The 17258-nt window shown below is 63.4% G+C and carries 21 protein-coding genes; 16 read left to right on the top strand and 5 right to left on the bottom strand.

The window, feature by feature from the left end; genetic code table 11:
- Window positions 1-208: 208 nt before the first annotated feature.
- Genes mtnA through HMPREF1546_RS05540 form a run of 3 tightly spaced genes read left to right on the top strand, consistent with a single transcriptional unit; the run spans window position 209 to window position 2364 of the window.
- Window positions 209-1285 (top strand): S-methyl-5-thioribose-1-phosphate isomerase, encoded by a 1077-nt coding sequence (gene mtnA / locus HMPREF1546_RS05550; RefSeq protein WP_036629677.1) that lies wholly within the window; start codon window positions 209-211, stop codon window positions 1283-1285.
- Window positions 1286-1332: 47 nt separating this feature from the next.
- On the top strand, window positions 1333-2067 hold the full coding sequence (deoD, locus tag HMPREF1546_RS05545) for a purine-nucleoside phosphorylase (protein WP_021748161.1): 735 nt from the start codon (window positions 1333-1335) through the stop codon (window positions 2065-2067).
- Between the two features lie 3 nt (window positions 2068-2070).
- Window positions 2071-2364 carry a hypothetical protein gene (locus HMPREF1546_RS05540; protein ID WP_021748160.1) on the top strand — a complete coding sequence of 98 codons (294 nt, stop codon included), beginning with the start codon at window positions 2071-2073 and terminating at the stop codon, window positions 2362-2364.
- Between the two features lie 201 nt (window positions 2365-2565).
- On the opposite strand, the gene HMPREF1546_RS05535 is transcribed toward HMPREF1546_RS05540, so the two are convergent.
- The 3 genes from HMPREF1546_RS05535 to HMPREF1546_RS05525 form a co-directional block, all read right to left on the bottom strand.
- Complete coding sequence (locus tag HMPREF1546_RS05535) at window positions 2566-3621, bottom strand: DUF4179 domain-containing protein (RefSeq protein ID WP_036629676.1); 1056 nt, start codon at window positions 3619-3621, stop codon at window positions 2566-2568.
- Window positions 3605-4093 (bottom strand): RNA polymerase sigma factor, encoded by a 489-nt coding sequence (locus HMPREF1546_RS05530; protein ID WP_021748158.1) that lies wholly within the window; start codon window positions 4091-4093, stop codon window positions 3605-3607. Before HMPREF1546_RS05530 ends, HMPREF1546_RS05535 begins: the two co-directional genes overlap by 17 nt.
- Before the next feature lie 124 nt (window positions 4094-4217).
- Window positions 4218-4562: a cupin domain-containing protein gene (locus tag HMPREF1546_RS05525; protein ID WP_021748157.1), complete on the bottom strand. Its 345-nt coding sequence runs from the start codon at window positions 4560-4562 to the stop codon at window positions 4218-4220.
- A gap of 188 nt (window positions 4563-4750) precedes the next feature.
- Here HMPREF1546_RS05525 and HMPREF1546_RS05520 point away from each other — a divergent pair, with 188 nt between their 5' ends.
- The gene (locus HMPREF1546_RS05520) at window positions 4751-6229 is read left to right on the top strand and encodes a MerR family transcriptional regulator (protein WP_051319954.1); all 1479 of its coding nucleotides are present in this window, start codon (window positions 4751-4753) and stop codon (window positions 6227-6229) included.
- A gap of 46 nt (window positions 6230-6275) precedes the next feature.
- Here the strand turns inward: HMPREF1546_RS05520 and HMPREF1546_RS05515 are convergent, their stop codons facing one another.
- Window positions 6276-6512: a helix-turn-helix domain-containing protein gene (locus HMPREF1546_RS05515; RefSeq protein ID WP_025544054.1), complete on the bottom strand. Its 237-nt coding sequence runs from the start codon at window positions 6510-6512 to the stop codon at window positions 6276-6278.
- A 310-nt stretch (window positions 6513-6822) separates the two neighbouring features.
- Between HMPREF1546_RS05515 and hisG the strand changes: the two genes are divergently transcribed.
- The 12 genes from hisG (at window position 6823) to HMPREF1546_RS05455 (ending at window position 16466) form a co-directional block, all read left to right on the top strand.
- Window positions 6823-8400 carry an ATP phosphoribosyltransferase gene (hisG, locus tag HMPREF1546_RS05510; protein WP_021748153.1) on the top strand — a complete coding sequence of 526 codons (1578 nt, stop codon included), beginning with the start codon at window positions 6823-6825 and terminating at the stop codon, window positions 8398-8400.
- Window positions 8397-9683, top strand: a complete 1287-nt coding sequence (gene hisD, locus HMPREF1546_RS05505) for a histidinol dehydrogenase (protein WP_021751761.1) — start codon at window positions 8397-8399, stop codon at window positions 9681-9683. Before hisG ends, hisD begins: the two co-directional genes overlap by 4 nt.
- Before the next feature lie 4 nt (window positions 9684-9687).
- Complete coding sequence (gene hisC, locus HMPREF1546_RS05500) at window positions 9688-10752, top strand: histidinol-phosphate transaminase (protein ID WP_021748150.1); 1065 nt, start codon at window positions 9688-9690, stop codon at window positions 10750-10752.
- A 12-nt stretch (window positions 10753-10764) separates the two neighbouring features.
- Window positions 10765-11352 carry an imidazoleglycerol-phosphate dehydratase HisB gene (hisB, locus tag HMPREF1546_RS05495; protein ID WP_021748149.1) on the top strand — a complete coding sequence of 196 codons (588 nt, stop codon included), beginning with the start codon at window positions 10765-10767 and terminating at the stop codon, window positions 11350-11352.
- A complete protein-coding gene (gene hisH, locus HMPREF1546_RS05490) occupies window positions 11353-11964 on the top strand; it encodes an imidazole glycerol phosphate synthase subunit HisH (RefSeq protein ID WP_021748148.1) in 612 nt (203 codons plus the stop codon). It begins immediately after the preceding gene.
- A 20-nt stretch (window positions 11965-11984) separates the two neighbouring features.
- Complete coding sequence (locus HMPREF1546_RS05485) at window positions 11985-12455, top strand: pyridoxamine 5'-phosphate oxidase family protein (protein ID WP_036629674.1); 471 nt, start codon at window positions 11985-11987, stop codon at window positions 12453-12455.
- Between the two features lie 20 nt (window positions 12456-12475).
- Entirely contained in the window at window positions 12476-12658 is a 183-nt protein-coding gene (locus HMPREF1546_RS05480; protein WP_021748146.1) for a hypothetical protein, read from the top strand.
- 17 nt (window positions 12659-12675) lie between these two features.
- Complete coding sequence (gene hisA / locus HMPREF1546_RS05475; RefSeq protein WP_021748145.1) at window positions 12676-13395, top strand: 1-(5-phosphoribosyl)-5-[(5-phosphoribosylamino)methylideneamino]imidazole-4-carboxamide isomerase; 720 nt, start codon at window positions 12676-12678, stop codon at window positions 13393-13395.
- Entirely contained in the window at window positions 13389-14144 is a 756-nt protein-coding gene (gene hisF, locus HMPREF1546_RS05470) for an imidazole glycerol phosphate synthase subunit HisF (RefSeq protein ID WP_021748144.1), read from the top strand. Before hisA ends, hisF begins: the two co-directional genes overlap by 7 nt.
- 77 nt (window positions 14145-14221) lie before the next feature.
- Complete coding sequence (gene hisIE / locus HMPREF1546_RS05465; RefSeq protein WP_021748143.1) at window positions 14222-14857, top strand: bifunctional phosphoribosyl-AMP cyclohydrolase/phosphoribosyl-ATP diphosphatase HisIE; 636 nt, start codon at window positions 14222-14224, stop codon at window positions 14855-14857.
- Complete coding sequence (locus HMPREF1546_RS05460; RefSeq protein WP_021748142.1) at window positions 14854-15687, top strand: PHP domain-containing protein; 834 nt, start codon at window positions 14854-14856, stop codon at window positions 15685-15687. The genes hisIE and HMPREF1546_RS05460 overlap by 4 nt, the downstream gene beginning before the upstream one ends.
- 128 nt (window positions 15688-15815) lie before the next feature.
- Complete coding sequence (locus tag HMPREF1546_RS05455; protein ID WP_021748141.1) at window positions 15816-16466, top strand: HAD family hydrolase; 651 nt, start codon at window positions 15816-15818, stop codon at window positions 16464-16466.
- A gap of 33 nt (window positions 16467-16499) precedes the next feature.
- On the opposite strand, the gene HMPREF1546_RS05450 is transcribed toward HMPREF1546_RS05455, so the two are convergent.
- The gene (locus tag HMPREF1546_RS05450) at window positions 16500-17117 is read right to left on the bottom strand and encodes a DUF4230 domain-containing protein (RefSeq protein ID WP_021748140.1); all 618 of its coding nucleotides are present in this window, start codon (window positions 17115-17117) and stop codon (window positions 16500-16502) included.
- Window positions 17118-17258: the final 141 nt, after the last annotated feature.

The raw sequence follows: 17258 nt of genomic DNA, 5'->3' as shown, positions 1-17258 counted from the left end.
CACCCCTATTTTATCATACAGACCCATTTTTCACAAGGTCGGTTGGTGAAAGACGGAGTTCAGGCCATCACAACGGAGCTTGAAAAGGGAGCTGCGGACCTCCCCCCTTGCGTCGGCGGGGAAATTGCGATACACTGGACGGGAGAACACGAAGGCGCTGCCCCGGGAGACCGGAGGGGCGGCCGCCGTTTGGAAAGGAAGAACCACCATGCCAGATATCACTGCGGTAACCCATGCCCAGAACATCCGCTACGACCGGAAGGCGGAGGCCCTTTACATCATCGACCAGACCCTGCTGCCGGGGGAGGAGAAGGAGATCCGCCTCCAGACCATTGACGAGATGGTGGAGGCCATCCGGGCCCTGCGGGTGCGGGGGGCCCCGGCCATCGGCATCTGCGCCGCCTACTGCATGTATGTGCTGGCCAAGTCCATCCGGACCGAGGACCGTCCCACGTTTTTGAAGCGCCTCAGCGACTATGGCCAGCAGCTGGACGCGGCCCGTCCCACGGCGGTGAATCTGGGCTGGGCCATCCGGGAGATGATGCGCACCGCCTTGGAGCATGTCCACGATACCCGGGGCCAAATGCTGGACGCTTTGTACGAGCGGGCAGTAGCCATCCATGAGGAGGACATCGCCAAATGCAGGGCCATCTCCGAATACGGTCTGAGTCTGCTGAAGGAGGGCGACGGCGTCCTGACACACTGTAATGCCGGGCCCCTTGCCACCTCCCGATACGGCACGGCCCAGGGCCCCTTCCTGCTGGCGGCGGAGCGAGGGATGCACATCCGGGTATTCGCCGACGAGACCCGCCCCCTGCTCCAGGGCGCCCGGCTCACCAGCTATGAGCTCCAGCGGGCCGGGGTGGACGTGACGCTGATCTGCGACAACATGGCCTCCATTGTCATGAAGAACGGCTGGGTCCAGGCCTGCTTCGTGGGCTGCGACCGGGTGGCCGCCAACGGCGACACCGCCAACAAGATCGGCACCTCCGGCGTGGCGATTCTGGCTAAGCACTACGGCATTCCCGTCTACGTGCTGGGCCCCACCTCCACGATTGATATGGCCTGCCCCGACGGGGACCACATCCCCATCGAGGAGCGGGACGGCGAGGAGATCAAGACCATGTGGTACGAAAAGCCCATGGCTCTGCCCGAGGTGAAGTGCTACAACCCCGCCTTCGATGTGACGGACCATGAGCTGATCGCCGGCATCGTCACGGAGAAGGGCATCTGCCGCCCGCCTTATACCAAGAGCCTGAAGGCGCTGTTTGACGACAAGAAGTGACAACAAAATGGAATATCTGACATCTACATTACAAGGAGGAATCAAAAATGGCCGTTAAGGAATCCCCATCCGCCTCTATCGCGGCGGAAGAGAGCCAGATTGCAAAAGCTGTGCTGATGCCCGGCGACCCCCTGCGGGCCAAGTACGTGGCGGACCACTATCTGGAGGAGGTGGTGTGCTTCAACACCGTCCGGAACATGCTGGGCTACACCGGCACCTACAAGGGCAAGCGCATCTCCGTCATGGGCCACGGTATGGGCGTGCCCTCTATGGGTATTTACAGCTATGAGCTGTACCAATTCTTCGGTGTGGATACCATCATCCGCATCGGCTCCGCCGGCGGCATCGGGGATGATGTGAAGGTCCGGGATGTGGTCATCGCCCTGGGGGCCTCTACCAACTCCCACTTCGCCGACCAGTACCGGTTCCCCGGCCAGCTGTGCGCCACCGCCGACTTCCGGCTCCTCCGGGACGCGGTGGAGACGGCGGAGGCCATGGGCGTCCGGGCAGATGTGGGTCAGGTGTTCACGGCGGACCAGTTCTACAACGACAACTCCGACGCCGGGGCCATGTACCGGAAGTTCGGCATCCTGGCGCTGGAGATGGAGACGGCTGGCCTCTACTGGACGGCCCAGCGGCTGGGGAAGCGGGCGCTGTCCCTGCTGACCATCTCCGACCACATCTTTACCGGGGAGTCCCTCTCCGCCCAGGAGCGGCAGGACTCCTTCCACGAGATGATGGAGATCGCCCTGGAGACTGCCTGGAAGTCCCTGGAGGGCTGACGTATGGCGCTGTTCGGAAAGCGTGAGAAGGCCTATGAGGTCTGGGGCGACAAACCCCGGTGGAAGGAAGCCCGGCAGCGGCTGAAGGATGCTGGCATCAAGGTCATGGAGACCGGTTTCTATGAGACGGAGGCGCCGGCGTGCGGCTGCGGCGCCAAGCTGGACCACCGGGACTTCGGCCCCAACGGGAAGATCGACCGGCTGACCTACTACATCTCCGTGAAGCCGGAGGACGTGGAGCGGGCGAAGGAGCTGCTGGCGGATCTGGTAAAGCCGGAGCACGTGGCGCCCCAGTAACCGGAACTGCAAAAGATAAGGACCCGCTGGGGCGTGTGCCCCGGCGGGTCCTTCTTCTGCAAAAAACGTTTTGACAGGACAGGCAAAGTTTTAATTTAGAGCAGTGCGGGCCCCTTCGTCTGAGAGCCGTCCGATAGAGGCGGCCGCACAGTTCTCTGCGCTGCTTCCGGAACGGTTCGGCCTGCCTGGGAATGCCTCAGCTCACTCCGCTGTCAGATCGTACACCACGCCGCCCACAGAGATGGAGGCCATGTCCTCCATGGGGAGGACCTCAGAGAACACCTCGCCCTTGGAGCAGACAGTGACGCCATCCTCCGGGCCGATGCTGCCGCCGGCGTTGGACAGGTCGATCACCGTGCCGTCGGTGAGGGTCAGCAGGATTTCCACGTTTTCGAAGTACCGCTGTGTGGTGAGGCGGTCCTCTTCGCTTTGCCGGCCGCTGCCGGAGTTGCTCCACACCACCGCGCTGTCCACGGTGTAGTCCACCTTGTAGGCCACGGGAGAGAGGGTGATGGAGTCGATGGTGAAGGTCATGCCGTCCTGGGTGAAGGTCTCGCCGCCGCTCAGGGTGACGGAGCTGTCCTCGTAGGTCATCTCAAACTTGAGCCTCCACTTGCCCTCGATGATGGGTACGGCCTCGCCGGCCTCCTCGTCCCACTTGTAGAGGTTCTCGAACACACCGGTGGCGGTGCAGTCGTTGATGGGCTTGTCGGCGCTGACCGTCTCCACCATCTGGATGGAGCTGGCTGCGGGATCCTCCACCACAAAATAGCTGCTGCCGTGGCTTCCGCCCAGAATGCTCAGGTCCGTGCCGTTGCCGTGGACCAGCAGCATTTCGCCTGTGATGTCCTCCGGCAGCAGGCGGGTACCGTCGTCCCGACTGATGGTGTAGACGATAACGGCATTATACGCATCGCCCATGACGGCGTCGGCGGTGACGGTGACGCCGTTGTCCGTGTCGCTGGCGCCCACGGGATAGCCGATCTTGTCGATGATCTCCGTCTGAGCGGGTGCCCCGCCAAAGAGGGGAGAGAAGACCTCCGCAGCGGACCGCAGGATGCCGGTGGCGCCGGCGGTGCCCACTGCCAGCACCAGCACCGCCGCAGCGGCGATCAGGGCTATCCGGCGGACGGGGCGGCGAGCGGGCCGGGTCTGCTTCCGCGCCGCCTCAGCGGCCCGGCGGGCGATGGCGGCCTTTTCCTCCTCTGTAAAGTGCAGGCTGTTCAGGGACTCCTGATATTCAAACGAGCTGTTCATAGCCATATCCTCCCAAAAGTTCTTTCAGCTTCGCCCGTCCCCGGGCCAGCCGGGTGTGGACGGTTGCGGTGGGGATGCCCAGGATTTGACCGATCTCGGCAGCCTGGTAACCCTCGTAATAGAACAGGTAAATGACGGCCCGGTAGTGGGGCGGCAGCTGATTTACCGCCTCCAGCACAGACCCGTCGCCCGCCTGGGGGGCGGGGACCTCCAGTCCGACGTCCAGGGATTGGGACCGCTGCCGCCAGGGGCTTTTCAGCAGGTCCTTGCAGGCGTTGGCCGCCATCCGCAGGATGTAGGCCCGCTCGTGCTCCGGGCTCTTAAACTCCCGGGGCTCCATCAGCAGCTTCACGAAGACCGTCTGGCAGATATCCTGGGCATCGTGGGTGTTTTTCAGATAGGTGTAACTGAGGCGGAGGATCGCGTCGGCGTATGTGTTGGCCAGCCGCTCCGCCTGTTCCATATCGTCCATGTATCTCAACTCCTTTGGAGCGCTCTCACCCAGGATACGATCCGGCGGGGAAAAAACTTTCAGGGAGGGGAAAGTTTTTTTCAGGGCAGGAAAAAGCGGCCCCAGGGGCCGCTTGGATCCGGTTTTATTCTCCCACGATTAAAGCAATCAGCTCCACGGGTTCCGTGCCCCGGTTCTCCAGGCCGTGGACCTCGCCGTAGCCGGTGGCGCAGATGTCGCCGGGGCGGACCACGATCTCCTTGCCATTGTCGTTGAACACGCCCTCGCCCTTGATGATGTAGTAAAACTCGGTCTCATGGTCGTGGGGGTGGTCGCCGATGGAGCAGCCTGGGTCCACGGTGACGTGGGCGAACAGGCGGCCGTGGTTATAGAGGCCCTCCTTGTCCGTCAGGTCCTTCATGTGGATGAGGCCCTTGCCGTTCTGGACGCAGGCATCCCGACGGGGGCACTTGTCGGATGGGGTGAACATGGCAGTCTCTCCTTTTTATTGATCTGCCGGTGGTCTTGCAGAGCCCCGGCGAAGATGATACCATCATAGCAGAGGCAAAGGGGAATGTCCAGCCGGGAAATCTCCGGCGGCGGGCGGCTTTTTTGCGAAAAAGGCTTGACTGTCAAGTCCCTTGATACTTTATCCTGAGGCCAAAGGAGGCGGTATCATTGACCAGCAAGGAGATGGAGGCCCGGTCCGGCGTGCCCCGGGCCAATATCCGCTACTACGAGGCGGAGGGGCTGCTGGCCCCCGCCCGGTCCGGTAACGGCTACCGGGATTACAGCGAGGAGGACCTGCGGACCCTGGAGAAGATCAAGCTGCTGCGGCGGCTGGGAGTAACCATCGAGGCGCTTCGGGCCTTGCGGGACGGCAGGGCGGAACTTTCTGCCGTGCTGGACCGGCGACTGGCGGAGGTGGGCGGCGAACAGGCCGCCCTGGGCCGGGTGGAGCGGGTCTGCGGCGACCTGCGGCGGACCGGCACCACATTCACCGGCCTGGACCCGGGGAGGTACCTGGCGGACCTGGACGCCCCGGCCCTGCCGGGGGAGGGCGGCCCCTGGTGGGAGAAGGCATCTGCTTCGGCCCTGCCGGAGACGGACCGGCTGCCTACGGTGTGCAGCGCCTCCCGGCGGCTGTTCGCCCGAATGTTCGATGAGATGCTGGTGCGGATGCTGCTGGTGGCGGGACTATGCCTGCTGGGGTATAACCCGACTCGGGCCGCACTGGCTATCAGTTTCGCGGGGGTGGTCCTGCTGGGTGTTTTGGAACCTCTGTCCCTGCATCTCTGGGGCACCACGCCGGGCAAGGCCCTGTTGGGGATGCGGCTGGCTGGAATGGATGGAAAAAACCTCCCATACAGCGAGGGCGTGACCCGCTATCTCATGATGCTATGGATGGGATTGGGCTTTTATATCCCCATACTGTCTCTTGTGATGATCCTCCGATCTGCTTGGCGGTGCTGGAAAGAGGAGCCCCAGCCCTGGGACGACGGGGTGGCCTACACCGCAAAGCCCTTCCGGCTCCGATACGCCGCATCGCTGATCCTGACGGTACTCCTGGTGCTGATAGTGGGAGAGGCTGTCAACAGCTGGTCCCAGCTGCCGCCCAACAGAGGGGATCTGACTGTGGCGGAGTTCGCGGAGAACTACAACCGCCAGGCGGAATATCTGGACTTTGGCGGCAGGGCCTATCTGGATGAAGACGGCCAGTGGCAGGAAAAGCCGGAGGATGGCAGCCAGATCATCTCCCTGGAAGACCTGATGGATGTGAACCCCTGGGACGATGCCAAGGCGTTCCACTACACGGTGGAGGACGGCCATGTCACAGCGGTCACCATGTCCGGAACCTTCCAAAATACCACAGCTATGTGGGTGGAAACACCTGACAGCTATGTGCCCCAAATCGTGACGGCCCTGGTCTGGGGGCGCAGGGAGGCGCCTTTCTGGTCTCTCTCCCGGCAGGCCCAGCTGCGGGAGCAGGAGGAGGCGGACTGGGAGCGGGGCTTCACCCTTCATCAGCCGGGGGTAATCATCACGGCAGAGGTGGAGCAGACAGGATTTTGTTACTTCCAAGGCATGGGCTGGCAGCCGGTGGAGGAGGGCAACCGCCTCTCCTTCACCTACACCGTGGCCCTGGACAACGGATGACCGGAAGCAAAACGGCACGGCGCGGAGATCTCTCCGTACCGTGCCGTTAATCCTGGGCAAACAGGGCGTTGTAGTCCACTTTCAACGCCTCGGCCAGCTTGTCGATCTCAAAAATGGAAGTGGAGCGGTAGCCCGTCTCGATGTGGCCCAGCATGGTCTCCGTGATATCGCAGCCGTTGGTCTGCAGCTGGGCGGCCAGCTGCTTCTGGGAAAGGCCGCGGAGCTTCCGGTAGTATTTCACTTTCGCGCCGATGTTGCGGGTCAGAGGGGTACTTCTTTTCATTGCCATACTCCATAGAATCATGGGTTTTCTTTAAATGATAAAAGGAGCATTTGTCGGAAATCCTCTATCTATGAAGAAAATTTCATTTTTAGGGCTGGAAATGTCAGGGCGGGAACAGGGGAAAGGGAGATTGCAAAAACACCATCCTGGGTGTAAAATCACGTTAACTTCTATTTTGTGCGAAGTTGAATTTGTTAAAAGCATAGAATTTTCCTTACTACCGAATTACCGCTTTACTTTGCTAATAAAATAAAGTAAAATAAATGCTGAAATCAACGCGGGCTGATAGTCCGCCGGGAGGAGAGTCCCCATGGAACTGGATCTGAACGTCCTGCGGCCCCAGGAGCGGGCATCGCTGCAGCTGCGGCTGCTGTATGAACAGGAGGGCTTCCGCAAATACCACATGGGTCGGTTCGAGGAATACGGTCTCTATCAGGAGAACCGCCGTTTTCTTTCCAGCGAGCAGGTCATCACCTTTACGGACCTGGACGGGCGGCTGCTGGCGCTGAAGCCGGACGTGACCCTCTCCATCGCCAAGAATGCCCAGGTGGGGCCCGGCGGCTGCGGCCGGTACTACTATCAGGAAAACGTCTACCGCCCCAGCCAGGAGAGCCATACCTTCCGGGAGATCAGTCAGATGGGCCTGGAGTGCATCGGTGCCGTGGATGATGCCGCTGCGGCCCAGGTGGTGTCCCTGGCCCTGCGGAGCCTGGCCCTGACCGGGCGGGACTTCGTGCTGGAGATCAGCCACATGGGCTTCGTCACCGGCCTCTTTGACGCGGTGGGCGCCCAGGAGGCTGTGCGGCCCAGGCTCCTCACCTGTATCCGGGACAAAAACGTCCATGAGCTGCGCAAAGCCGCTGAGGCCGCGGGCCTCTCCCGCCAGGGGACGGACGCACTCTGCCGCCTGGGGACTCTGGCAGGGCCCTGGCAGGAGGTTCTTGCTGCCGCGGAGGTGCTGGCCCTGAACGCCGCCATGGGGGCGGCGCTGGAAGAGCTGCGGGGCCTGTGTCGGGCGCTGGAGGACCAGGGGCAGACGGACCACTGGAAGCTGGACTTCTCCCTGGTGAACGATATGGAGTATTACAACGGCTTGGTGCTCCAGGGATATCTGGCGGGAGCGCCCCGGGCAGTGCTCCGGGGCGGGCAGTATGACCCCCTGGCGGAGCAGTTCCGCCCCGGCGCCCGGGCCATCGGCTTTGCGCTGTACTTAGACGAGCTGGACCGGCTGTCCGACGCGGCGGCGGAGCCGGCTGGCCTGGTGATGCTGAACGTGGCCCTGCCCAAGGGCCGCCTGGGAGACAAGGTTTACGACCTGCTGGCGGGCGTGGGCTACGGCTGCCCGGAAAACTACGCCGACACCCGGAAGCTGGTGGTGGAGAACCGAAAGGCGGGCATCCGCTACTTCTTGGTGAAGCCCAGCGACGTGGCCATCTACGTGGAGCACGGCGCGGCGGACATCGGCATCGTGGGCAAGGACATCCTGGCGGAGTCCGGCGCGGATGTGTATGAGCTGCTGGACACGGGCCTGGGCAGGTGCCGGATGTGCGTGGCCGGGCCGAAAGACTTTACCGAGGACCAGAGCCGGGCCCTGCGGGTGGCCACCAAATTCGGGAATATCGCCAAGCGGTACTACGCCGCCCAGGGCCGGGACATCGACATCATCCAGCTGAACGGCTCCATTGAGCTGGCCCCCATCCTGGGCCTCTCCGATGTGATTGTGGACATCGTGGAGACGGGCACCACCCTGCGGGAGAACGATCTGAAGGTGCTGACGGAGTTCATGCCCATCTCGGCCCGCTTCATCGCCAACCGGGCCAGCTACCAGTTCAAGCACCAGGAGATCGAGGCGCTTCTGGGCAGGCTGAAGGAGGTGACGGAGGCATGATTCCCATCTATGAGGCGGACCGCCTGGAGGACCTGCCCCTCTTTGACCGGCCCCCCCAGGCGGAGGAGGACGTGGATGCGGCGGTGGCCGCCATTCTGGCGGACGTCCGCACCCGGGGGGATGAGGCCCTGCGGGAATACACCCGCCGGTTCGACGGCGCAGATCTGGAGCGGTTTGAGGTGACGGCGGAGGAGCTGCGCGCCGCCTGGGACCGTGTGGACGGGAATTTCCGGGAGACGCTGCGGCAGGCGGCGGACAATATCCGGCACTTCCATGAGGCACAGGTCCACCGGGACTTCTGCCTGACGGACCGGCCCGGCGTGGTGCTGGGCCAGCGATACACGCCTGTCGAGCGGGTGGGCATCTGCGTACCCGGCAGCCCGGTGGCTTTTCCCTCCACCATTTTGATGAACGTCATCCCTGCCAGGATCGCCGGGGTAAAAGAGATCGCGGTGGTGACGCCGCCGAACCAAAACGGCGCCATCTCTGCAGAAGCTCTGGCAGCGGTAAAAATCGCCGGGGCGGACCGGGTGTTCAAGATCGGCGGCGCCCAGGCGGTGGCGGCCCTGGCCTACGGCACGGAGACAGTCCCCCAGGTGGACAAGATCGTGGGTCCCGGCGGCGTCTTTGTGGCTGCCGCCAAGCGGAAGGTGTTCGGACAGGTGGACATCGACATGATCGCCGGCCCCAGTGAGATCCTGGTGGTGGCGGACGGGAAGAGCGACCCCGCCTGGGTGGCGGCGGACCTGTTGAGCCAGGCGGAGCACGACGCCCACGCCGCCGCCGTGCTGGTGACGGACAGCCGCCCCCTGGCGGAGGCCGTCCAAAACGAGGTGGAGCGCCAGCTGACGGACCTGCCCCGGCGAGATATCGCTCAAAAGTCCTTGGAGGCCAACGGTAAGATCCTGGTGACAAAGGACCTGGCCGCGGCAATGGAGGCCGCCAACCGCATCGCTCCGGAGCATCTGGAGTTGTGCGTGGACGATCCCTTTGCCCTGCTGCCCCTGGTCAAAAACGCCGGCAGCGTTTTTCTGGGCCGCCACACGCCAGAGGCGCTGGGGGACTATTTCGCGGGTCCCAACCACACCCTGCCCACCAGCGGTACGGCCCGGTTTTCCAGTCCCCTCAGCGTAGACGACTTTGTGAAGAAGACCCAGTTCATCTACTACACCCGGGAGGCGCTGGCAGACGCCGCCCCCCGGATCGCGGACTTTGCAGAGCGGGAGGGCCTCCACGGCCACGCCCGGTCTGCCCTGTCCCGCACGGAAGAGAAAGGAGAGTGATCCCATGAGCCGCTGGATTTCCCAGGAGGCGGAGCGCCTTGCCCCCTACACCCCCGGCGAGCAGCCCCAGGATCAGCAGTATGTAAAGCTGAACACCAATGAGAGCCCCTTCCCCCCGTCGCCCAAGGTTCTCAAGGCCATCAACCGGGCGGAGATCCTGAAACTGAACCTGTACTCCGACCCCACCTGTGCCGCGCTGACGGAGGCCATCGCCAGGCGCTATGAGCTGAAAGCCAAGAACGTGCTGGCGGGCAACGGCTCTGACGAGGTGCTGGCCTTTGCCTTCCGGGCCTTCTGCGGAGCGGGGCAACCCGTGGCCTTTGCGGATGTTACCTATGGGTTCTATAAGTCCCAGGCTGCCCTGTTCGATCTGGATGTGAAGATAATCCCCCTGCGGGAGGACTTCACCTTACATGTGGACGACTATATGGATTTCCCCGGCACCATTGTCATCGCCAACCCCAATGCCCCCACCGGTATTGCCGTGCCCCGGAACGACATCCAGCGGCTGCTGGAGGCGAACCCAGACCGAGTGGTGATCGTGGACGAGGCGTATGTGGACTTCGGCGCCGAGAGCTGCGTGCCCATGATCTACCGTTATGACAACCTGCTGGTGACCCAGACTATGTCCAAGAGCCGGTCCCTGGCCGGCGGTCGGGTGGGCTACGCATTGGGCAGCCCGGAGTTGATCGCGGACCTGAACCGGGTGAAATACAGCTTCCATCCCTACAATGTAAACCGGCTGTCCATCGCGGCAGGGGCCGCTGCTGTGGCGGACGAGGCGTACTTCGCCGCCTGCACCGCTGCCATCCGGCAGACCCGGGCCTGGACCGTGGGAGAGCTGGAGAATTTGGGCTTCACTGTCCTGCCCTCCCAGGCCAACTTCGTCTTTGCCCGCCACAGCCAGCTTCCCGGCGAGACCCTGTACCGGAAGCTGAAGGAGAACGGCGTCCTGGTCCGCTGGTTCGACGCGGACCGGATCCGGGACTATATCCGCATTACCATCGGATCCATGGAGCAGATGGAGACCCTGGTGGAGGAGCTGACGGCCATCCTGGAAGAGCTGTAAGGAGGCGGAGAGATGCGCACTGCTGATATCAGGCGGGACACCCGGGAGACCCGGATCCAGCTCTCTTTAAACCTGGACGGCACTGGGAAGGCGGACATCGCCACCGGCGTGGGGTTCCTGGACCACATGCTGGAGCTGTTCGCCCGGCATGGGGATTTTGACCTGACCATCCGCTGCCAGGGGGACACTCAGGTGGACGGCCACCACAGCGTGGAGGACATCGGCATCTGCCTGGGCCGGGCCTTTGCAGAGGCTCTGGGGGACAAGCGGGGTATCACGCGCTACGGCCAGTTCCTCCTGCCCATGGACGAGACGCTGGTGCTGGTGGCCTGCGACCTTTCCGGCCGGGACTATCTGGGCTGGTCCGTGGACCTGCCCGCCCAAAGGGTGGGGGACTTCGATACGGAGCTGGGCAAGGAGTTCTTCCTGGCCTTCGTCCGGGCGTGCCCCATGTCCCTCCACATCCGGCAGATGGCCGGGGAGAACACTCACCACATTCTGGAGGCCGTGTTCAAGGGCGCGGGCCGGGCCTTGAAGATGGCTGTGGCCCCGGACGAAAAACACCGGGATGAAATTCCCAGCACGAAGGGTGTGCTGTAAATGATTGCAATTGTAGACTACGGCGTGGGGAACTTGTTCTCCCTGCTCTCCAGCCTGAGGGCCCTGGACCTGGAGGCGGAGGTCACCGGCGACGCCGGCCGCCTCCGGGCGGCAGACCGGATCATCCTGCCCGGCGTGGGCGCCTTTGGGGACGCCCGCGCCAAGCTGGATGCCACCGGCTTGGTGCCGGTGATTCAGGAGGAGGCGGAGAAGAAGCCTCTCCTGGGCATCTGCCTGGGGATGCAGCTGCTGTTTGACAAGAGCTTTGAGTACGGGGAGCACCCCGGCCTGGGGCTGGTGCCCGGCCAAGTAGTGGACCTCCGCCGGGACCTGACGGACAAGACGCTGAAGGTCCCCCACATGGGCTGGAACAGCTTGCAGATTTTGAAAGATGACCCCCTGTTCCGCCACGTCCGGGACGGAGAGTATGTGTATTACGTCCACAGCTTCTATGCCCGGGACTGCGCCGCCGGCACTCTGGCCGCGTCCCGGTACGGCAATGTGGATGTCACCGGTGTGGTGCGCCGGGGAAACGTCTACGGCACCCAGTTCCACCCGGAGAAATCCGGGGACACGGGACTGCGGCTGCTGCGGGCCTTTGCGGAACTGTGAGGGAGGATGCCATGAGACCTATGAGACGACAGGACAGGGCCGTCACGGCTCCGGAGAAGGTCCGGGCGGTTATCGACGCATGTGAAGTCTGCCGCCTGGGCCTTCAGGACGGCAGAGGCGTCTACGTGGTGCCGGTGAACTTCGGCCACACGGTGGAGGGCGGCCGCCATGTCTTTTACTTCCACGGCGCCGCGGAGGGGCGGAAGGTGGACCTGGTCCGCCGAAACGGCTGGGCCGGGTTCGAGCTGGACACCGGCTACCGGCTTCAGGGGGCGGAGGCGGCCTGCGGCTACACCGCCGCGTTTCAAAGCGTCATCGGCGAGGGCCCCATCCGTGTGGTAGAGACGGCGGAAGAGAGGCGGCGGGGTCTGGCGGCTATCATGCGCCAGGCTACCTGCTGCGGGGACTGGACCTTTCCGGACGCGGCGGTGGACGCCGTGTGCGTCCTGCGGCTGGATGCGGAGGAGCTCTCCTGCAAGGAGCACCTATAATTAGATTGGGAGGAGACGGCATGAGGCGGATCTGGCTGGGTTTTGCCTGGATCCTGTTCGGCATTCTGCTGGTATTGGTCGGATTTGAGCCCCCTGCGCTCACGATTCTTAGTTGGATGCGGGCCTATTGGGCCCCGGTGGGTCTGCTCTGTGGGATCATCGGTCTGGTGCTGGTGCTTCTGGACAACAAGAACAAAGATTGACAGAGGAGACGTGGTCTATGCAGATTTTTCCCGCCATTGACCTGCGGGGCGGACAGGTGGTCCGCCTGTATCAGGGAGACTATGACAAAGAGACGGTCTACGCCCAGGACCCCTGCGCCGTGGCCCGGGACTTCATCGCCGCCGGTGCCGGATACCTCCATGTGGTGGACCTGGACGGCGCCAAGGACGGCACCCTGGCCAACTTTGACACCATCGCCGCCATTGCCGGACAGGGTGGCCTCTACATCGAGGTGGGCGGCGGAATCCGGGACGAGGACCGCATCCGCCGGTACCTGGATCTGGGTGTGGGCCGGTGCATCCTGGGCACCATCGCGGTGAAGGATTTCGACTTCACGGAGCGGATGGCCCAAACATACGGCGACCGGATCGCCGTGGGGGTGGACGCCCGGGACGGCTACGTGGCCGTCAGCGGCTGGAAGGAGCTGTCTGCGGAAAAGGGCGTGGACTTTTGCCGCCGCCTCCGGGACGCGGGCGTCCAGACCGTCATCTATACGGACATCAGCCGGGATGGGGCGGAACAGGGCACCAATCTGGCGCTCTACCGGGAGCTGGCAAAAATTGAGGGCCTGGACATCACCGCCTCCGGCGGCGTCAGCAGTCTGGAGGAGCTGCGGGAGCTCCGGAAGATCGGGACCAAAGCCGCCATTCTGGGCAAGGCCCTGTACACGGGCCGTCTGGATTTAAAAACGGTCATCCGGGAGGTGGGCGCATGTTAGCCAGGCGGATCATCCCCTGCCTGGACGTGAAGGACGGCCGGGTGGTGAAGGGGACCAACTTTGAGGGTCTGCGGGATATGGCAGACCCGGTGGAGATGGCCCGGTTCTACAACGAATCCGGGGCGGACGAGCTGGTATTCTATGACATCACCGCCTCTGCGGAGGGCCGGAACCTGTTTACGGACATCCTGCGGCGGGTTGCGGGCGAGATTTTCATTCCCCTGACGGTAGGGGGCGGCATCCGGACGCTGGAGGACTTTGACCGGGTCTTGAAATGCGGCGCCGACAAGGTGAGCGTCAACTCCGGCGCCATCGCGGACCCCGCCATCATCGGCGCGGCAGCCAAGAAGTACGGCGACCAGTGCGTGGTGCTCAGTATGGACGTGAAGCGGGTGGACGGGCAGTTCCGCCTCTTCGCCAAGGGCGGCCGGGAGGACACCGGCATCGACGCTATGGAGTGGGCCGCCCGGGGCGTGGCCGACGGCGCCGGGGAGATCGTGTTGAACTCCATCGACACCGACGGCGTCAAGCAGGGCTTTGACCTGGAGATGCTGGACGCCCTGGCATCACGGGTGAGCGTGCCCATCATCGCCAGCGGCGGCGCCGGGAAAATGGAGGACTTTGCCCAGCTCTTCACCCACCCCGGCATCGATGCGGGGCTGGCGGCGTCCATCTTCCACACCCGGCAGGTGGATATCAAGGAGCTGAAGCACTATCTGCGGGCGCAAGGCGTGGAGATGCGGATCTGACAGAACGCCCGGTTCCGGACGGGAAGCGGAGTCCCAGCCGCCCACGGGCGGCATACCCAAGAAAAGGAGACAGCACCATGGATTTGAAATTTGACGCAAACGGCCTGATCCCCGCCATCGTCCAGGACCACTACACCAAGGAGGTCCTGACCCTGGCCTACATGAACGCAGAGAGCCTGGCCATCACCATTGACGAGGGCCGGACCTGCTTCTTCTCCCGCAGCCGCCAGCAGCTCTGGCGCAAAGGGGAGACCTCCGGCAACGTCCAGCATGTGGTGTCCATCACCGCGGACTGTGACAAGGACGCCCTGGTGGTGGAGGTGGTGAAGGACGGCCCCGCCTGCCACACCGGGGCGGAGAGCTGCTTCTTCCGGCCGGTCTACCTCTCCGAGGAGCTGAAGGCTTTCAGCTATGAGGGCCTGTACCGTCTGATCCAGGGGCGGAAGACCGATCCCAAGGAGGGCAGCTACACCACCTATCTCTTTGAAAAGGGCTTGGACAAGATCCTGAAGAAGGTGGGCGAGGAGTGCACCGAGGTCATCATCGGCGGCCGCAAGGAGGACAGGGAGGAGACCATCTATGAGATCGCCGACCTGACCTACCATGTGATGGTGCTGATGGTCCAGATGGGCATCACCCTGGAGGACGTGACGGCGGAGCTGGAGAAGCGCCATGTCATCGACCACAAGGTGAAGCAGGAGCGGATGCAATGAGACTGACACCGGAATGCTGCTCCGTCCACACCCACTCCGTCCTCTGCGACGGGAAGGGAACCCTGGCGGAGATGGCTGCGGCCGCGTATGCGGCAGGGGTCCGCTTCTTCGGCGCCTCCGGCCACAGCCACACGGAGATCCCCCACGACGCGGGCAACGTCCTGCCAACCGATCCGGCGGAATACCGGAAGCAGGTGCTGCGCCTCCGGACGGAATACGCCGGACGGATGGAGGTCCTGCTGGGTATCGAGCAGGACAGCCAGTCCGTACAGCCGGTGCCGGACTGGGCGGACTACTGGATCGGCTCCGTCCACAACCTCTATGACCCGAAGACCGGGAAGTACCATGGCATAGACTGGGACCGGGAGCGGCTGACCGCCTGCCGGGACCAGATGTTCGGCGGCGATATGCTGGCCCTGACAGAGGGCTACTACCGGGATGTGGCCGCCATGGCGGACCGAAGACCCGCCATTCTGGGCCACATTGACCTGGTGACCAAGCTGAATCGGGGAAATGCCCTGTTTGACGAGGACGATCCCCGCTGCCGCACGGCGGCGCTGGAGGCCCTGCACCACACGGATCCGGATGCCACGCTGCTGGAGGTCAACACCGGCGCCATCTCCCGGGGATACCGGGACACGCCCTATCCGGCGGTGTTCCTTCTGCGGGAGTGGCGGGGCATGGGAGGACAGATCATCCTCACCGCCGACGCCCACAGCCCGGAAACGGTCGTGTATGGCTACGGCCAGGCGGCGGAGCTGGCAAGAGCGGCGGGTTTCCGGGAATGTGTTCTGCTGACCGGGAAGGGTTGGAAGCCCTGCCCCCTGTGAAATGACGGGAAACTTTCATAAAAAAGGCGCGGTGAAAACCGCGCCTTTCGGTTTGAATGCCAGTTGTAGCGGTGCGGAGAAATTGATAAAATAAAAACAATCTTACCGAAGAACAAAGGAGACGGGCCATGTATCATACAGTGATCTTTGACCTGGACGGCACCCTGCTGGACACGATTCAGGACCTGACCAATGCCGGAAACTGGGTCTGCCGCCGGAACGGCTGGCCGGAGTACTCCGCAGAGGAGTTCAAGACCATGGTGGGCCATGGAATCCCCAATCTGGTGCGGCGGTTTTCTCCGGAGAAGAGCCGCAGTCCCCTGCTGCTGGCCAATACTCTCGCCCAGTTTTCCGCCTATTACGGCGCCCACAACATGGACGAGACACGGCCCTATGACGGCATCCCGGCACTGCTGGAGCGGCTGGGGAGACGGGGAGTGACCCTGGCGGTTTACTCCAACAAGGCGGACGGCTTTTGCCGGGAGATCGTGGAACACTACTTTCCCGGTGTCTTCCATCTGGTGCGGGGCCAAGTCAAGGGAGTGCCGGTGAAGCCGGACCCGGCGGGCATCCACGCTCTGCTGGCCGACCTGGCAGTGCGCCCGGAGGAGACGTTGTTTGTGGGAGACAGCGGCGTGGATATGCAAACGGCCCACAACGGCGGCCTGACGGCCTGCGGCGTCACCTGGGGATTTCGGAGCCGGCAGGAGCTGGAGGACGCCGGGGCGGACCATCTGGCGGACACGCCGGAGGCCCTGGGAGACTATATCCTGGCATGAGAAGAGGCGGAGCCGCGGCTCCGCCTCTGTTTTTTATTGGACCGTGACGGTGTATGTGTCCGGCAGTGCGGCGGCAAACAGCTGCTCTACGCTGGAGACGGCTTTGGCGCGAGCCTCCGCCAGAAGCCCGCGGGACAGGGCCTTTTCCTCCATGGCTGCCTTCTGATCCGACTGGAAGGAGGTGAAATCCTCCACTGTGAAGGGATTGAAGATGGAGGTCTTCTCGTCGAACACCTCCATGCTGTCCTCATCGATCTCGTGGGAGAGGATCTCCGCCTCCGGCAGTGTGATGGTGACCGTGGTGCCGCTGACGGACACCTCCGCCCCGTCCAGGTCCACCCCGGCCTTGACGGTGCCGTCGTAGGTAAGAATGAAGGACTTGGTGGTGAAGGGGATTTTCACCCCGTAGAAGTCGTTGCTGCTCTCGAACTGGGCCATGTTGGTGTAGGCGTAGGTGACCGTGGCCAGCTCCCGGATCTCCGACAGCTGATTCTGCAGGACGACCGTGTCTATTTTCGCTGTCTCAGACCGGCCGGCGGACCACCGCCCGCCCAGAAAGCAGGCGCCGCCCACCAGGGCGCAGAGAAGGATGCCCAGCCACAGGTACCGGGCTGTCCTCAGGGGGTGGAGGGGTTCTTTCACAGTGCTCATAGCGGCTCCTTTTCCACAAAATGTATGCTTTGCCTTATTGTACCATGTTCCCTGGAAAAGGCAAGGACCTTCCCAAGCCCTTTCGGAAAAAGACAGGGCCGCAGCTGTTGCCGCGGCCCTGTGTGTTTTCTGCGCGCCGTC

It is taken from the genome of Oscillibacter sp. KLE 1745, assembly GCF_000469445.2.
In the GTDB taxonomy this organism is placed as follows: domain Bacteria; phylum Bacillota; class Clostridia; order Oscillospirales; family Oscillospiraceae; genus Oscillibacter; species Oscillibacter welbionis.
Note: the sequence above shows the minus strand (reverse complement) of the source record. Positions and strands in the feature narration are given on the sequence as shown.

Bases quoted from the DNA above. Each gene is read 5' to 3' on its own strand.
- deoD (WP_021748161.1), top strand. From the start codon at position 1,333: ATGGCCGTTAAGGAATCCCCATCCGCCTCTATCGCGGCGGAAGAGAGC.
- mtnA (WP_036629677.1), top strand. From the start codon at position 209: ATGCCAGATATCACTGCGGTAACCCATGCCCAGAACATCCGCTACGAC.
- HMPREF1546_RS05515 (WP_025544054.1), bottom strand. From the start codon at position 6,512: ATGAAAAGAAGTACCCCTCTGACCCGCAACATCGGCGCGAAAGTGAAA.
- hisB (WP_021748149.1), top strand. From the start codon at position 10,765: ATGCGCACTGCTGATATCAGGCGGGACACCCGGGAGACCCGGATCCAG.
- hisIE (WP_021748143.1), top strand. From the start codon at position 14,222: ATGGATTTGAAATTTGACGCAAACGGCCTGATCCCCGCCATCGTCCAG.
- HMPREF1546_RS05485 (WP_036629674.1), top strand. From the start codon at position 11,985: ATGAGACGACAGGACAGGGCCGTCACGGCTCCGGAGAAGGTCCGGGCG.
- hisA (WP_021748145.1), top strand. From the start codon at position 12,676: ATGCAGATTTTTCCCGCCATTGACCTGCGGGGCGGACAGGTGGTCCGC.
- HMPREF1546_RS05450 (WP_021748140.1), bottom strand. From the start codon at position 17,117: ATGAGCACTGTGAAAGAACCCCTCCACCCCCTGAGGACAGCCCGGTAC.
- hisH (WP_021748148.1), top strand. From the start codon at position 11,353: ATGATTGCAATTGTAGACTACGGCGTGGGGAACTTGTTCTCCCTGCTC.
- hisD (WP_021751761.1), top strand. From the start codon at position 8,397: ATGATTCCCATCTATGAGGCGGACCGCCTGGAGGACCTGCCCCTCTTT.
- HMPREF1546_RS05455 (WP_021748141.1), top strand. From the start codon at position 15,816: ATGTATCATACAGTGATCTTTGACCTGGACGGCACCCTGCTGGACACG.
- HMPREF1546_RS05460 (WP_021748142.1), top strand. From the start codon at position 14,854: ATGAGACTGACACCGGAATGCTGCTCCGTCCACACCCACTCCGTCCTC.
- HMPREF1546_RS05525 (WP_021748157.1), bottom strand. From the start codon at position 4,562: ATGTTCACCCCATCCGACAAGTGCCCCCGTCGGGATGCCTGCGTCCAG.
- HMPREF1546_RS05480 (WP_021748146.1), top strand. From the start codon at position 12,476: ATGAGGCGGATCTGGCTGGGTTTTGCCTGGATCCTGTTCGGCATTCTG.
- hisG (WP_021748153.1), top strand. From the start codon at position 6,823: ATGGAACTGGATCTGAACGTCCTGCGGCCCCAGGAGCGGGCATCGCTG.
- hisC (WP_021748150.1), top strand. From the start codon at position 9,688: ATGAGCCGCTGGATTTCCCAGGAGGCGGAGCGCCTTGCCCCCTACACC.
- hisF (WP_021748144.1), top strand. From the start codon at position 13,389: ATGTTAGCCAGGCGGATCATCCCCTGCCTGGACGTGAAGGACGGCCGG.
- HMPREF1546_RS05535 (WP_036629676.1), bottom strand. From the start codon at position 3,621: ATGAACAGCTCGTTTGAATATCAGGAGTCCCTGAACAGCCTGCACTTT.
- HMPREF1546_RS05540 (WP_021748160.1), top strand. From the start codon at position 2,071: ATGGCGCTGTTCGGAAAGCGTGAGAAGGCCTATGAGGTCTGGGGCGAC.
- HMPREF1546_RS05530 (WP_021748158.1), bottom strand. From the start codon at position 4,093: ATGGACGATATGGAACAGGCGGAGCGGCTGGCCAACACATACGCCGAC.